Annotated in this window: 5 protein-coding genes; 3 read left to right on the top strand and 2 right to left on the bottom strand. The window is 52.9% G+C overall.

The features are described 5' to 3' along the window. The first annotated feature begins 342 nt into the window (after positions 1-342). The 3 genes from JWZ98_RS17420 to JWZ98_RS17430 all read left to right on the top strand — a co-directional run bounded on the left by JWZ98_RS17420 (position 343) and on the right by JWZ98_RS17430 (position 13,122). On the top strand, positions 343-10,314 hold the full coding sequence (locus tag JWZ98_RS17420) for a cadherin-like domain-containing protein (RefSeq protein ID WP_205451189.1): 9,972 nt from the start codon (positions 343-345) through the stop codon (positions 10,312-10,314). 61 nt (positions 10,315-10,375) lie between these two features. Then, positions 10,376-11,995 (top strand): sensor domain-containing diguanylate cyclase, encoded by a 1,620-nt coding sequence (locus tag JWZ98_RS17425; protein ID WP_205451190.1) that lies wholly within the window; start codon positions 10,376-10,378, stop codon positions 11,993-11,995. A 68-nt stretch (positions 11,996-12,063) separates the two neighbouring features. Beyond that, positions 12,064-13,122, top strand: coding sequence for an IS256 family transposase (locus JWZ98_RS17430; protein ID WP_346015179.1), 1,059 nt, complete (start codon positions 12,064-12,066; stop codon positions 13,120-13,122). A 243-nt stretch (positions 13,123-13,365) separates the two neighbouring features. On the opposite strand, the gene JWZ98_RS23445 is transcribed toward JWZ98_RS17430, so the two are convergent. Next, positions 13,366-13,488 (bottom strand): hypothetical protein, encoded by a 123-nt coding sequence (locus tag JWZ98_RS23445; protein WP_275899131.1) that lies wholly within the window; start codon positions 13,486-13,488, stop codon positions 13,366-13,368. Between the two features lie 401 nt (positions 13,489-13,889). Next, positions 13,890-16,676 (bottom strand): iron-containing redox enzyme family protein, encoded by a 2,787-nt coding sequence (locus JWZ98_RS17435; RefSeq protein ID WP_240348061.1) that lies wholly within the window; start codon positions 16,674-16,676, stop codon positions 13,890-13,892. Positions 16,677-16,755 lie beyond the last annotated feature (79 nt).

Here is a 16,755-nt window from a genome sequence, read left to right on the forward strand (position 1 = left end):
TAAATCAAGCGGAAGTATAGAACGGAAACCTGAGCTGTAGTAGGGAAACTACCGGTATTCCGTTCGGGCTGAGGTCGTCGAAACCCAAGCGGGTATGCTCTTCGAGGGGTGGTGGTATTTAAGAGCGGGGTTAATAAAAGCCACAAGCGCTCCATTTTTTCCATATACCCTCCGACACTTAACCACTGCACATTTTGAGCAGGCTAATCTGTGTTCTATTACGGATTATTTGCTGCAATCACAGAATAATTAAAGCGAAGTCGCTAAACTCTAGCAACATCTAAGGCATCCGATGCCAACGGCGTTCCATGCTCATCGGTCAAACTGCAACTTTCAACGCCCATGAATTCAACGTCACATCTCAAGCACTACCACTCGAAACCGATTCTGGAAGAGTTGGAATCTCGACAGCTGTTCTCCGGCGGCATCGAGGGGCTTTTGACCGAACAGCTCATGGATCCCAACGCAACCTACACCAATGCCACGCCGCCCGCCGACACCCAACAGCCCCCCGCGCAAACCAGCGCCAGCGAGACCAGCCGCAATGAAATCGTGTTTGTCGATACCCGCGTCCAGGGCTACGAATCGCTATTAAACGACATCAAAAGCAGCGACGTTTCCAACCGTAATCTGGAAATCATTACGCTGGACAGTAGCACCGACGGCATTCAACAAATCACGCAGATTCTGGCCGAGCGCGACAATCTGGACGCGGTGCATATCATCTCGCACGGCAGCGACGGCAGCCTGGATTTAGGCAACAGTCAACTCAATTTCGATACCTTGATTCAAAACCAGACCGACATCAGCGCCTGGGGAGATGCCTTCAATACCGACGGCGATATTCTGATTTACGGCTGTAATGTTGCAGAAACCCAGTTCGGGCAGAGTTTTGTCGAGTATCTGTCCGGGATCACCAATATCGACGTCGCGGCGTCGGAAGATACCACCGGCAGTGCAGATTTGGGAGGGGACTGGCTACTTGAATACCAAACCGGCGACGTCGAAACCGACGTTGTAGTCAGCGCGGCGGGTCAAAGCGAATGGACTGGCTTGATGGCGGTGACTGCCAATGGCACAGTGACATCCACCAGCAGCACCAGCACCAACCAACTGACGTGGTCGCATACGGTCAGTGCCGGCTTCGACCGGGTACTATTTGTCGAGATTGCCATTGATGACGGCAGCGCTGGGGTCAACAGCGTTAAATACGGTACCGCCGATCTCACCCGCGTAGGGCGCACAGCAGCCAATCACGCTGTCGAAATTTGGGCGTTGGTCAACCCCACAGAGGGAACCGATAACGTCGTTATATCATTTACCGGAAATACAGAAGCTGCTGCGGGTGCATCGACCTTTAACGGTGTTAACCAATCGACGCCCTACGGTACTTACGCTGGCAACACCGGCACCACCGGTTTGTTGGGAGGATCAGGCACGGTGAATGTCGCCAGTGCGACTGGCGATTTGGTTATCGACGTGCAGTATTGGAAAGCTATTTCAGCTGATACTACGGGTACCGGGCAAACTTCGCAATGGAGCAGCTCTCCCCTATTGTCTACGGCAAAGGCAGGCTCTTCCGTGGCGGAAGGCGCGAGCTCAGTAACGATGAGCGGTTCAGCGTTACTTGCTGCCGATTGGTCGATAGGTGCGGTATCTATCAAAGCAAGTATAAACACCGCGCCTGTGAATACAGTACCCGCAGCACAAACGACGAATGAGGACACGGCCAAAGTGTTCTCATCGGCCAATGGCAATGCGATTACGATAACCGACGCTGATGCCGGCGGCGCAAACAACGAAATCACTCTGACGGCCACCAACGGCACGCTGACCTTGGGCGGCACCACCGGCTTGACCTTTATAGCCGGTGACGGCACCGCCGACAACACGATGAGGTTTCGTGGCACTGCCAGCGCCATCAACACGGCGCTGAATGGCTTGAGTTTCACGCCCACTGCCGAATACAGCGGCGGCGCGACGCTGACATTAGCCACCAAAGACTCGGTACTCCTGAGTTTGGATATCGATACCGGCCTCTTGGGCCGTTACGCTTTCGATAACACTAGCGCACTGGAGACCGATAGCAGTCCGGCGGCCGGTTCCACGGCCTCGGTCGTCAATGGCACGTCCGTCAATGACACTACCCGCGGCAATGTGCTGAGCTTGGCTGGCGACGGTTATGTGCAAACTACGGGGCTTTATGGCCAGCCATCCAGTGTCACCCTGGCGGCCTGGGTAAACTTGGCGTCCGCCGACACGGGGGGTGCAGAAGTCATTTCGCTGGGCGACAACGTGATATTACGCCTGGATGCCGGCGGCAAAATCAAAGGTAGTTATGTCGATAGCGGCACGTTCAGATTTACCGAAACGGCTACGACATTGGCCGGTACCGGCTGGCACCACGTTGCATACACCATCGACAGCGTCGCCCATACCCAAGCGGTTTATATAGACGGCGTTGCCGTGGCCTCTACCGCTTACACCACATCCATCGCTTACAATCAGGGAACCAATAGTTTTATCGGCAAGCACGGAAACGGTGGTACTACCTACGATTTCAATGGCAAGATCGACGAAGCACGGATTTATAACCGCGCTTTAACTGGGGCGGAAATTGCCGCACTCGCCGGAGACCTGACCTTAACAGACACCGATACGGTGGTTATCACAGTAACGGCAGTCAACGATGCGCCGCTCATTTCCGCCATCGAAGCCACGACCCTGGCTTACACCGAAAACGGCGTTGCGACAGCGATTTCCTCAGGCCTGGTACTTACTGACGTCGATAACGCTAATCTGAGCAGCGCCACGGCGCAGATCAGCGGCAACTACGCCAGCGGGCAGGACGTACTGGCGTTTACCGATCAAAACGGCATCACCGGCGTTTGGAATGCGAGCACCGGCACGCTGACCTTAACCGGCACGGCCACCGTCGCCCAGTATCAAACCGCGCTGCGTTCTGTTACTTATCAAAACACCAGCGATGCTCCGTCCACCGCCAGCCGCACCGTGAGTTTTAGTGTGACCGACGGCACGACTGCAAGTAACGTCGGGACTCGGAGCATCACAGTCGCGGCAGTCAATGACGCCCCGGTCAATACGCTACCCGCCAACAGTTACACCGCCGTCAATACCAGCAAAACCTTCTCCAGCGGCAATGGCAATGCTCTGCAAATTACCGATGCCGATGCAGCCTCCAGCAGTGTGCGAGTGACACTAAGCATCAGCCACGGTACATTGACGCTGGCCAGTACTACGGGGCTAACCTTGGCCAGCGGTGCCAATGGCAGCGGCAGCATGACCTATTCCGGCACGGTGGCGGCGCTTAACACCGCATTGAATAATGGCCTGACCTTTACGCCCGATAGCAATTACCGTGGCTTGGCGCAACTGACCATGACCACCAGCGATCAAGGCAATACCGGTTCGGGTGGCACTTTAATCGATACCGATATTCTGGATGTGCACGTCGGCGCCATCGTTGTCACCAACACCTCGGACATCATCAGCGCCTCGGCTAATACCAGTTCGATCAGCGCATTGATCGCCAGCGATGGCGGCGATGGCATCTCGCTGCGGGAGGCGATTGCCGCCGCCAACAATACCGCCGGCACGGATTACATTTACTTCGGCATCAGCAGTTCGTCGGTGCATACCATCAATCTGACGGCACCCTTGACGATTACGAGTCAAGTCGTGCTGGATGCGACCAGCGACGACAGCTTCAGCGCCAACAAACCCGCAATTGTTTTGAACGGCGCCGGTAGTATTCAAGATGGCATACAACTCCACGGCGGCAGCGATGGCAGCACCATCCGCGGCCTGGTGATTCAAAACTTTACCGGCAGCGGCATCACTATCGCCGGCAGTAACGGCAACACCATTGCCGGTAACTGGATAGGCCTTAACGCTACAGGCACCGGCGCCGCCGCCAACGCTGTGGGTGTCAGCATCTGGAATTCCGCCAATAACATCATCGGCGGCAGCTCGGCGGCGGATCGCAACGTGATCTCCGGCAATACCATTCTTGGTATCGGCTTGAATACCGACAACGGCTCGACCACAGGCAACGTAATCAAGGGTAACTACATCGGCACCGATGCCTCCGGTGCGAATGCAGTCGGCAATGCCAATCAGGGTGTTTGGGTTAGTGCCGCCGGTAACAGCATAGGCGGAACGGTCGCCGGCGAAGGCAACGTCATCAGCGGTACCACCAACTGGGTGGGGATTCAGTTGGAAGCACCTGCCAGCAACACCCTTGTCGCTGGCAACCTGATCGGTCTCAACGCCACCGGCACCGCCGCGCTGGCCAATGCCGGCGGCGGTATTTATGTGCAGTCGGCTAACAACACCATCGGCGGCACAACAGTCGCAGCACGTAACGTCATTTCCGGCAACAACGCCTCTGGAATTACGCTGACCGGTAGCTCGGCAACCGGCAACGTCATTGCCGGTAACTATATTGGTACCGATATTTCCGGCATGATCGACTTGGGCAATGCCAATTCCGGTATTACTATCGAATCGTCCGGAAACACCATTGGCGGCACGGCAAGCGGCGCCGGCAACCTGATCTCGGGTAACAGTTACTCCGGCGTTTTTATCAATGGCGAAAGCGCCGACAACAATATTGTCCAAGGCAACATCATCGGTACCGATGTGTCCGGCAATGCCAGTTTGGCAAACAGTTGGGACGGGATTTCCGTGATCGGCGGCGCTGACAACACCATAATCGGCGGCACCACGGCAGCTGCCCGCAACATCATTGCCGGCAACACTGAAGCAGGCATCTATATCAGCGATAGCGGCACCACCGGTACTACCGTCCAAGGCAACTACATTGGGGTTGGCGCGGATGGCGTTACGGCGTTGGGCAACGGTATGCAAGGGGTTGCTATTGAAAATTCCGCCACCAGCAGTTTGATCGGCGGCACGGCGGCCGGCGCCGGCAACATCATTGCCAACAACGATGTAGGCATAACGGTTGTGGGCACTAGCTCCAGCAACGTGTTTCTAGAGAACAGTATTTACGGCAACACCCGGCTTGGCATCGATCTGGCCGACGATGGCGCCACCGCCAACGACGCCGGCGATGTCGATAGCGGCCCGAATAGCCTATTGAACACGATGGTGTTAACCCGGGCGGTCGTGAATGGCACGAATCTGACCTTTAGCGGCACCTACAACGGCGCGGCTAACAGCTATTACCGCATCGAAGTTTTTTCGGATACCACGGCCAGCGGCGAGGGACGAACCTTTCTGAATGCGTTGAACATAGCGGTCGGCAGTTCAGGCAGCACCAGCATGTCATTTAACTTTTCCGATGCCCGCTTGGCGACTGGCCAGTACATCACCGTCACGGCGACCCGCACCGATTCCAGTTACTCGACCTTTTACGAAACCTCGGAATTTTCCAATACGATTGTCACGGCAACGCCGGACAGCGCGCCGGTCGGTCAAGACCACGCCATCACGGTTACCGAGGATACGGCTTACACCTTTAGCACCGCCGATTTTCCATTCACCGACGCCGATAGCAACAATCTCAGCCAGGTCTGGATCGAATCCCTGCCCGGCGCAGGCACCCTGTATTTAAACGGCGTTGCCGTACAGGAACTGGACGCGATTAGTGCTGCCAACATTCAATCCGGAAAATTAACCTACACACCGGCTGCCAATGGCACGGACGCAACCAGCTTTTTATTCAGTATCGTCGATAGCGGCAGTATCTATGGCGGCGGCCAAACCCTGGATAGTACGGCCAATACACTGACCATCAATATCAGCGCCGTTAATGATGCGCCGGTCCTGTCGGCCACAGAAGGCGCGACGCTGGCTTACACCGAAAATGGCAGCGCCAGGGCGATAACCGCGACGCTGGCATTGAGTGATGCCGACAACACCAACCTAAGCGGGGCAACAGTACAAATCACCGGCAACTACGCCAGCGGGCAGGACGTACTGGCATTCACCAACCAAAACGGTATCACCGGCAGTTGGGATAGTAGCACCGGCACACTGACCTTATCCGGCACTGCCACCGTTTCTCAATATCAAACCGCGCTGCGTTCTGTTACCTATCAAAACACCAGCGATGCGCCGTCCACCGCCAGCCGCACCGTGAGCTTCAGCGTGACCGACGGCACCACGGCAAGTAACACCGGAACGCGCAGTATCTCGGTCGCGGCGGTCAATGACGCGCCGGTGTTGAGTTTTGCCACCGGTAGCGTCAGTTATCCGGAAAATGCCGGCGCCGTGATATTGGCACCCACTGCGACCGTGACCGATGTTGACTCGACAGATTTTAACGGCGGCCAGTTGGTAGTTTCGTTTAGCGCCAACGGCCAAGCAGTAGATCGTCTGGCGATCCGTAACCAAGGTACGGCCAGTGGACAAATCGGCGTGTCGGGTAGCAATGTCAGCTACGGTGGGGTCGTAATGGGTACTTTCACCGGCGGTACCGACGGCACGACACCTTTGGTCATCAGCTTTAACAGCAACGCCAGCGTGGCCGCAGCACAGGCCTTGGGGCGTAACATTACTTATCAGAATGTCTCGGACGCCCCGTCAAATTTGGTGCGTACCTTGCAAGGGTATCTGACTGATGGCGATGGCGGCACCAGCAATGTGGTGTCCGGCACACTCAGTATTATTGCCAGCAACGACGCGCCGGTTGTGACCAGTGCCAGTCTGACCTTGAGCGAGGGCCAAACCGTCACCCTTTCGGCGGCGAACTTCGGCGTAACCGATCCGGATAACAACAGTTTCACCTACACGGTCAGCAATGTGTCCGGCGGTATTTTCCAGCTTACGACCAACCCCGGCTTCAACATCAACAGTTTTACCAGCACGCAACTGTCTAACAATCAAGTGCAATTTGTTGACGATGGCAATGAAGTCGCGCCTAGTTTTAGCGTTACCGTAAGTGATGGCTCGGCGAATTCGAATACTCTGGCAGCAACAATCAACTATACCGCCGCCAACGAAGCGCCAACGGACATTGCCGCGACCCGCTATCTCTCTGAGCAGAGCTATTTGACAAAATCGATGTATGACTTAACCCTCGATACCGGACATAGTGGCTACGGCATTGTCCTGGACGGGGTCAGCTACGCCCGTGGCTTGGGAACTCATCCCGCCGCTAGCGGCAATGGCTACGGTTATGTCGACTATGCGGTCAATGGCGCCACCTCATTCAAGGCCACAATCGGCATCAACGATTACCAAACCGGCTCGTATGGCAAGGTGCAGTTTTATGTATATGTCGATGGTGTACAGACTTATAGCAGCCCTATTCTAAACTCCACCAGCACACCTATCGACCTGAACATCGACGTGACCGGAGCCAGTACGTTAAGGCTTGCTATCGACAACGCCAATAACGGCAACGCTTTTGATCATGGTGTTTGGGCCAATGCGCGCCTGGAAGGCGGCACTGTTGCCTTGGCAAGTATCGCCGAGAATACCGCCATTGGCACGGTCGTAGGCTCGGTTGTGGGGATTGATAACGATCTGCGGGAAAATTGGAGTTATGCGCTGATCAATGATGCAGGCGGACGCTTTGCGATAAACGCCAACACCGGCCAAATCACCGTCGCTAACGACAGTCTACTTAATTATGAAGCCGCGACCAGCCACGACATCATCATTCGTGCGACCGACACAGGCGGGCTCAGCGTCGATAAAACATTTACCATCTCGCTGGCTGATGTTAACGAGGTGCCGGTCATCAGCAGTGCGTCGCTGACCTTGAATGAAGGCGATACCGTTACTTTGTCATCGGCCAACTTTGGCGTCAGCGATCCCGACAATACCAGCTTCACCTACACGGTCAGTAGCGTCAGCGGCGGTTACTTCCAATTGAGCAGCGCGGCGGGTAACTCGATCACGCAATTCACCAGTGCCGATTTGAGTGGCGGTCTGGTGCAGTTCGTCGATGATGGCAACGAAGTGGCACCGAGTTTTAGTGTGACCGTTAATGACGGTGCGTTGAATTCCAACACGTTGGCCGCAACGATCCATTATACGGCCGTAAACGACAACACCCCGGCGATCAGCTCCGGCAGCAGCGCCAGCGTCAATGAGAACAGTCCGATCAACACCGTGGTCTACACCGCCACCGGCAGCGATGCCGACGGCAACCCGCTGACCTGGAGTCTGAGCGGCGCCGATGCCGCCTTATTGAACATCGACGCCAATAGCGGCGCAGTCACCCTCAACGCCTTCGCCGATTACGAAAGCAAGTCCAGCTACAGTTTCGATGTCGTCGCCAGCGACGGCACCTTGAGCAGTAGTCAGGCCGTGACCTTGGCGGTCGTCAATCTCAACGACAATCCGCTCTCGGCGGTCAGTGACAACAATGCCACCGCCAACAGTGTCGCCGAGAACACCGCCAACGGCACGGTGGTGGGCATCACGGCGTTAGCGAGCGATGCCGACACGGGGGCGACGATCAGCTACAGCCTGACGGACAACGCCGGCGGCCGTTTTGCCATCGACAGCAGCACCGGCGTGGTCACGGTTGCCGATGGCGGTCTGCTCGATTACGAGTCTGCCACCAACCACAGCATCACCCTGCTGGCGACCAGTTCCGACGGCTCGACTAACAGCCAAAGCTTTACAATCAATATAACCAACCTCAACGACAATGCCCCTGTGCTTAGTGCAACCAATTTGACCCAGAGCGAAGGTCAGACGGTGACTCTGAGCGCCGCAGATTTTGTCGTCAGCGATGCGGACAGTAGTGATTTCACTTTTACCATCAGCGCGCTGACCGGGGGTTACTTTCAACTAACAACGGCCCCCGGCATTGCTATCACCAGCTTCACCGGCGCGCAACTCGCCGCCAATCAAGTGCAATTTGTCGACGACGCTAACGAGGCTCCGCCAAACTTCAACGCTACAGCCAGCGATGGCACGCTTCATTCCAATACGCTGGCCGCGACCATCAACTACAGCTCGCTCAACGATGTGCCAGTCCTGACCAGTGCCAGCCTAACGTTGGATGAAGGCGAGACCGTCACCCTTTCGGCCGCCAACTTCGGCGTCACGGACCCCGACAACGCCAGCGTCACCTATGCGCTCAGCAGCGTGAGTGGCGGGTATTTCCAACTCACCACCAATCCCGGTGTCAGCGTCACCAGTTTCAACAGCACCCAGCTGGCCGCCGGCCAGGTGCAGTTTGTCGATGACGGCAATGAAGTGGCGCCGCGTTTTGATGTCACGGTCAGCGACGGTAGCCTCAGTTCCAATACCTTATCCGCGACGATCTACTACACCGGTATCAATGATGCACCGATCATCAATAATCCGGGCTTGACGGTAAGCGAGGGGGAAACGGTCACGCTCAGCACGGCCCATTTTGGGATAACCGATCCGGATAGTGACAGTTTTACTTACACGGTCGGCGATGTAACGGGGGGGTATTTCCAATTGGCATCCCGTGCAGGATTACCGATCACCGGCTTTACCAGCGCCCAGCTGACCGCCAACCAAGTGCAATTCATCGACGACGGCAACAATGAATCGGCGCCGAGTTTTAGCCTCTCCGTCAACGACGGATTAGCGGGCTCCACTACAGTGGCCGCCACCATTAACTATGTTACATCTACCGATAGTACGGATACTTTTAGTGACATCATCACTTATAACCAAAAAAATGGTTTGAATGATAAAAATCAGGGAGACGACGCTCAAACGAATATCTCACCAAGTCAACACGCTCCGGCCCAGCAATTTGCCACTGTTGTCGATTTAAAAGCCTATACAGATCAATCAGTCCAGGAATTAAGCCAAGATAAGCAGGCAACAGACAATCGATTTATCTTAGAATCCAACGCATGGATTGATAATGGAAATAGCCCACGCTTATCCGGACTGATGGACACTAATAAAAACGAAGAACCACGCAGGAACGAAACTAGCCGAAAATACCACTTTGAATCCAGAATTCCATCGGTCGATGAATACAGAATTGATAGCCAGACGACTTTAAGCGAGCAAGAAGAAGTGGAGTTTTGGAACAGATTGGAAAACATTCACAAGCAAATGAGCGACCCTACGGTCGTAGAGGACGCCAATCCGGTAAACATTAAAATCATCCTGGGGACCAGCGCCGGTCTGACTGCCGGATTTGTCAGCTGGATCTTGCGAGCTGGGTCGTTAATGGCCAGCTTTATGTCCACGGTGCCCTTACTGAAACGCTTTGATCCATTGCCCATAATGAGGTCAGTCAAAAAATCAAGGCTGGCAAAAGACCATGAAGCCAAACAGCTTGACTCAGTATCCTCCGGCTCTGAAGACACCCCGTGATGATCAGAAACTGTTTGCTTGAGTTTCGGTTTAATATTCCGGCATCGCATCATTTAAGATCATGGACGCCCTAAAAAAAGCGGTTGGAGTTTTATTGCCGGCAATGCGCATCAGCGTGGCTTTAGTAATGCTGAGTATCTGCTTACTGTTTGCAGCGGAAATGTTGGGTTTCATGCCGGATAGATCCAAGTTTATGCTGGAGTCGCGCAAACAAATCAGCGAAGCGCTAGCCATTCAATTTTCCACCATCGCCTCCGATCAAGACCCACACCGCATTGAGCGAATGCTCAATGCCTTAATCAAGAGAAACCCGGACATTCTCTCCGCCGGCATCCGCTTGCAAAACAATCAATTAATTTTTCAAGTCAACGATCACGTTAAAGAATGGGCCGATTACGATAGCCAAAAATCCACGTCCACGCATTTGGTGGTGCCTATTTTTCGCGACTCGGAAAAATGGGGGGATATTGAATTTAAATTCGCGCCAATAGCTGGAGAATCGGCCTCAGATTTTCTTGAACACCCCAGTTTTAAAATGGCGATATTCTTTTTGGTTGTCGGCTTTTTTATTTACTTGGCGTTCATGCTCAGAACCTTGAAAGTACTCGACCCCAGCGCCGTGATTCCCGCCCGGGTCAACGCGGCTTTCGATACGCTGGCCGAGGGTGTCATCATCATTGATGAGCATGAGCAAATTGTCTTGGCCAATAATGCCTTTCTGAAAAAGATCACCAGCCCTATGGCCGCTTTACTAGGAAAAAAGGCCTCGCAACTAAAATGGAAAAGCGCGGACGATTCAACCACCGACGTCTACCTGCCCTGGCAAACTGTTTTAAAAACCGGCAAAAGTTCGATTGGCGCGCATCTGAAACTGACTAGTCCTGACAATGACACATTTAAATTTGTGATCAACGCATCGCCCATTCTTGCTGGCAACGACGCCCCTCAAGGCGTGTTGATCACGCTGGATGACATCACCGAAATAGAAGAACGCAATACCAAGTTGCAAACCATGGTCAGCAAGTTGGAGGAAAGTCAGGCGCAAGTTAAAGAACAAAACAAGGAATTGCACTTTCTGGCCACCAGGGACTCTCTGACCGGCTGTTTGAATCGGCGGGCATTTAACGAACTGTTTGAAAAAGCGTTTGCCGATGCCGTGCAAAACAATTTGGAGCTATGCTGCATTATGGTCGACATCGACCATTTCAAACGGGTTAACGATAATTACGGTCATGCCACCGGTGACGTCATCATCAAATTGCTCGCCGAAATCTTAACCACCAACACCCGCAAAATTGATTTGGTTGGCCGCTACGGTGGCGAAGAATTTTGCCTCGTGCTACCGGGTTTAAGCGTAGACGAAGCCATTACGGTGGCGGAGCGTATTCGCTTGCGCATCAAATCCGAATCGGTCTCCCGTTACGAAACCGGCCCCTGGGTCACCGCCAGTTTGGGTGTCGCCAGCATCCTAGACCAACCGGAAGACCCGAGCGAACTGAATAAATTTGCCGATGAAGCGTTATATGTTGCCAAGGAATCGGGCCGAAACCGCGTCGTGCGCTGGCAACTGCAAAACGAATTTGCGGAAAAAACTAAACCCGACCCACAGCCCGCCGAAAAAAATCTACCTGTACCTCAACCAGAGGCCGCTAAGGCCGCCGATGATTGTTATCATCAATGACGAGGGTGTAAGAATTTTTGTGTAAACGGCCATTAGGCAGGAAACTGCCGTTCCCTAGAGGAGAAAAAATGACCGTATCAAAATCCATCCCTACCGAGTTGCTCGATTCCTTGTTGTCGGGTTATCAGAAACCCGAAGACCTGATTGGCGAAAATGGCCTGCTGAAGCAATTGACCAAGGCTTTGGTTGAGCGTGCTTTAGAGGCAGAAATGACTGAACATCTGGGCCACGCCAAGCATGAAGCCGTCACTAATCCCAGCGGCAATGCACGTAATGGCAAGAGCCGAAAAAATCTCAAAGGTGACTTCGGCGAATTGCCGATTGAGATTCCGCGAGACCGGCACGGCAGTTTCGAGCCGCAAATCGTCGCTAAACATCAGACGCGCTGGACAGGTTTCGACGACAAGATCATTTCACTGTATGCCCGAGGTATGACGGTGCGGGAAATCCAGAGTCATCTGGAAGAGTTGTATGGCGCCGACGTGTCGCCTTCGTTGATTTCCTCGGTCACCGATGCGGTAGCCGATGAAGTCAAAGCCTGGCAATCACGTCCGCTGGAACCGATTTATCCGATTGTCTATCTCGACTGTATCCATGTCAAAGTCCGCGACACCGGCGCCGTGCGGGTCAAAGCCGTCTATCTGGCGATTGGTATTAATCTGAACGGCGAGAAGGAAGTCCTAGGGCTGTGGATCGCACAAACCGAAGGTGCCAAGTTCTGGTTACAGGTGGTCACGGAACTGAAAAATCGCGGCTTACAGGACATTTTCATCGCCTGTGTCGATGGTTTGAAAGGCTTTCCCGAAGCCATCGAAGCCGTTTATCCGCAAGCCGCCGTTCAGTTATGCATCGTCCACCTGGTGCGTAACAGTCTGAACTATGTCGGTTGGAAAATGCGCAAACGGATTGCTGATGACCTCAAGCGGATTTATCAATCGGCCACCTTTGGCATGCGATTACGCGCTGCCGGTGTAAGTCTTGAAGACCGTCAAGACTTGTTGGGGCATCATGCAGGGCATATTACGACCCAGTACAGTAAGGTGGAAATCACTCACCTTATTACGTGTGTTGGGTTGCTTTGCGACGATAATCATCAGCCCGAGCTGACATTGATTCGGGCGGCTTAATCGTCAAAAAATCGGAAATGAAAAAATGACAGGCACAAAAAAACCAGCTCTGATTTCTCAGTAACTGGTTGATTTGCTTATCATATCGAGTGGTGGGTCGTGTGCGATTCGAACGCACGACCATCGCATTAAAAGAGCTGCATTTAACAAATAACCAATTGATAATTAAAGATATTTAACAAATAACTCTCACGTTGCAATGCATATTTGTACCTATTGTTGATTATTGGTTTTACCCAAGTTTTACCCAGCAATGCCCGCTAAAAGAGCAAAATTCAAACTGAGTACAGCCACAAAGGAATCAAAATCACTTGATTCTTTCGATACATAAAACTCTACTTTAGTTGAAATAAATGCTCGTTTCATCAATATTTACCATTAATTCTGTTTAGATAGAATTAAAGTTACGACCTATAACATATCTTCTAAAAATCTATAATAGGAGAGTTTTATGAAGGGGGTCGTCCCAATCTCATTTTCAAGTGATCCCTTCCTCGATAATCCTGTTAGCCTGGGATATGCTATTCGATCGGCACGTGCCTGCCGCCCAATGACTTTGAAATGAAAATGGCAGCACAACAACCTATCTCGGTGTCCGAAAAAAGTTGACCACTACACCAAGATCCTTCGGCAAAAAAAGGTCATTGAACAACCTATGGTAGAAACATTTTTAATGTCCTTTTCCCGAGGACCCTGGAAAATTTTGCACGCCGGTTAACACGAGTACCTCCTGCAGAGTCAGTAACTCAAACTGGTCTACGTTAAAATCAGTGAACCGAACCCTGCCCAATGAAAGGGCGCTTGTCAAGCAGCGACAAGACACCGTCATCTTTGAGGCCCTTACTGTCCAGTGCCAATAACGTTCCAGTTAGGCCTGGCGGTAAGGCCCCCGCTATGATCCATTGCCGAACAGTCTCAACGTCCTCGGTGGCAAATACTCCCTCCATGGGACCACCGTTTTCCATGATACGAGTCAAAAAGATACTCCGTTCGGGCTCCCCGGGAACCACCCAACCGCCACGAACAAGGCTCCGCATCATTTCGGCAGAGTCGTCAAGAACATCAACTAAAGCGATCGGGCGACCTTGATCATCAGGCAAGATAAGCTTGTCATGGGCGCGTTTAGCCACGCGCGCATAGTTCGCAATTAGCTGTGCCATTTTCTCAGGCCATGGTTGATCAACTGGGTTTTCTGGAATCGGCTCTAAGCACTGCTGTGGCTTCGCCGAAAGTGACTCAAGCCAGTCTAGGATTATATTCTTCTCTTCATCAGTGAAGACCCGGTGCATCGGCCCCTCAAATGACATCAGATCGAAGAGCTTGCTACTCCGCGGATTTTCGATGTTCACAGTCTTCGTGGCAATCAGCTTATCAAGCAATTCCTCCGGCTTCGCGAATAAATCGTTCAGCAAAACCCCACCTAGCATTCTTCGGCCGTGAACTTGGGCTGCGATCGGGGCTTTTCTTTGGATCAGCCTAATCATTCGATCGCGATAATATGTACTCCACTTCGGGAAGCAGTCGGGAGCCTCGGGGCTCCCGATATTGATCGACTTCTTGTCAATAATAAGCCGTCGCTCAGCTAGACCCTCGCCGTTGAAGCCGGCAGTTGCCCATGTAACGTACCCGTTCCAGATGCGCCGCCAGTTCTCTTGCACGGCCTGATCCCCCCCCTCCTCAAGCTTGTCTGCCAAGAAAAGCTTAACCGCTTCTTTGGCGATAGCGCCATGACCTGCACTAATGTTGTCAATTGCGACATGTAACGAATAGAATAATGGGTTGATTCCGCGATTTCGCAACATGCGTACTTTGGGTTGAAGCGTTGGGGTCGCCTCCCACTCTAGAAACAGAGTCATCCCAATTAACTCTGGAAAGAACATTTGGGGGAACAGTCCAATAACGGCCTGGAAAACAGGAGTTCGCCATGCACCCGGCGCTAAATCAAGATCCAGGAAGGCACGTGAGGTTACTGGCGGAAGATATATTCCCTGGCTGCGTAGCAAGTCTTGGTAGACATTCGAGTGATTATGACTTGTTTGACCGTCGCCAACCTCATCGGCCCAAATACTGAATAACCGCGACCGGACTTCATCTGATGGCCCAGCCTGCAGTATACCTTGAAGCCAAATGCCATCCATGAGATTGAAAGGTGCTAGCTGAAGGAGCTGATCTCGTACAACCGCATCAGAAGCACGTCCAATTCTGTAACGCTTACCATTGCTCCAAGTTATGACATCTCGGTCGTAAGTGTATGGCTGGTCCATGCCAGGCAGAAGAGCCTCGTAGATGGCACGCATTCGATCATCGAACGTCTCCGGTGTATATTCGAACGGCCTATACAATTCATCCGCATCGTAATCAGCGTTAGCGAGGTAAGCCTTAGCTAGCTTCAAAGCTGTCGGACGAAATTCGGGATAATCTTCAATGTTTGCAACTCGGTAGAACGCCTCCTTTTCCTCTTCAAAGGTCGGAAGGGGGAGCTTTGTCTGGTTTCCAGCGGGTTGCGCCATGAGACGGAACTCAAGCGACGACAGAACGTCATGTGCGCTAGTACCCACGGATACCCTTGACTGACACCGACTGGGCCAGCGAAACAAGACACGACTTTCGATTAGATCGTCAGCATTAACTCTGTAAATAAAATGTCCTATCGCTTCGGACTGGCCTGGCTGCAACTGAAAGTCCCAAGAGACATGCCTTGGACCAACGACCGGTCCAGCTTCATCTACGAGCGTGACCAGGTGCGAGCCAAATCGGTCCCACAAGTTGACGGTTAGATGCTGTGTGCCTTCTGGTACATCAAGTAGGATACATAGTTCCTTTGTTACTACTTCGGCATGCTTGTTCAGGATCAGCCGCGGCGTATCTTTGGGCGAAAAAGGCTGGCGGAGGACAGTCCTCGCGGATTCGGCGTATTTATAGACGGTATCGCCCGAGGCGTAGCCCACGCGCAACGGACTGCCGATGAAGCGAAATCTATTTATAAACTTGCCAACATGGTTCGCATTGCGCCAATTGTCACCGCCGTTGGATGTCTCGCTAGTGTAACCGCCTTGGAACTGGTGATCCCCCCATCCGCCAACCCAACCATGATTTGCATCGATGAATCCAATGCCTTCGAGATTCGCGTTGCGCTGAGCATCGTTCACCGAAAGGCGGATCCAAGTTTGACCGTCATCGATCGACTTTAGGATTGCGCCCTCATCGAAATTCTCAAGAGAGATAAAACCTGTGCCATCCTGAAGGAATTGGATCTTCCAGCCCCATTCGCCAAAGGGAAATTCGGAGCTTTGACTCGCTAGTTGATTTACCCATGTGTTTCCACCATCTTGTGTATAAAGTACTACAGGCTTGACCTTTGGGCGAGTTTTTCCACCAGCGCCCCCTACAACCCAACCGTGAAGTTCATCGCGGAAATAAACATCGACCAGTAGCGATGCGTAATCTTTCATTTCGATGTGTGTCCAAGTCGCACCGCCATCGATCGACTTGATCAGCGCCGGAGGGCGATCTGGATAGTTAGTACCAGATGCGTAAAGGATAGTGTCGCTCACGGCCCAAATTCCGCAAATCGCATTTGGTGTCGGAGGCAAGTTCGTGATTGGCGCCCAAGTAGTTCCTCCGTCTGTTGTT

The sequence above is a fragment of the Methylomonas sp. EFPC1 genome (assembly GCF_016925515.1).
Lineage (GTDB): Bacteria > Pseudomonadota > Gammaproteobacteria > Methylococcales > Methylomonadaceae > Methylomonas > Methylomonas defluvii.

Coding starts and splice junctions, on each gene's coding strand:
- JWZ98_RS23445 (WP_275899131.1), bottom strand. CDS start 13,488: ATGAAACGAGCATTTATTTCAACTAAAGTAGAGTTTTATGTATCGAAA.
- JWZ98_RS17420 (WP_205451189.1), top strand. CDS start 343: ATGAATTCAACGTCACATCTCAAGCACTACCACTCGAAACCGATTCTG.
- JWZ98_RS17425 (WP_205451190.1), top strand. CDS start 10,376: ATGGACGCCCTAAAAAAAGCGGTTGGAGTTTTATTGCCGGCAATGCGC.
- JWZ98_RS17430 (WP_346015179.1), top strand. CDS start 12,064: ATGACCGTATCAAAATCCATCCCTACCGAGTTGCTCGATTCCTTGTTG.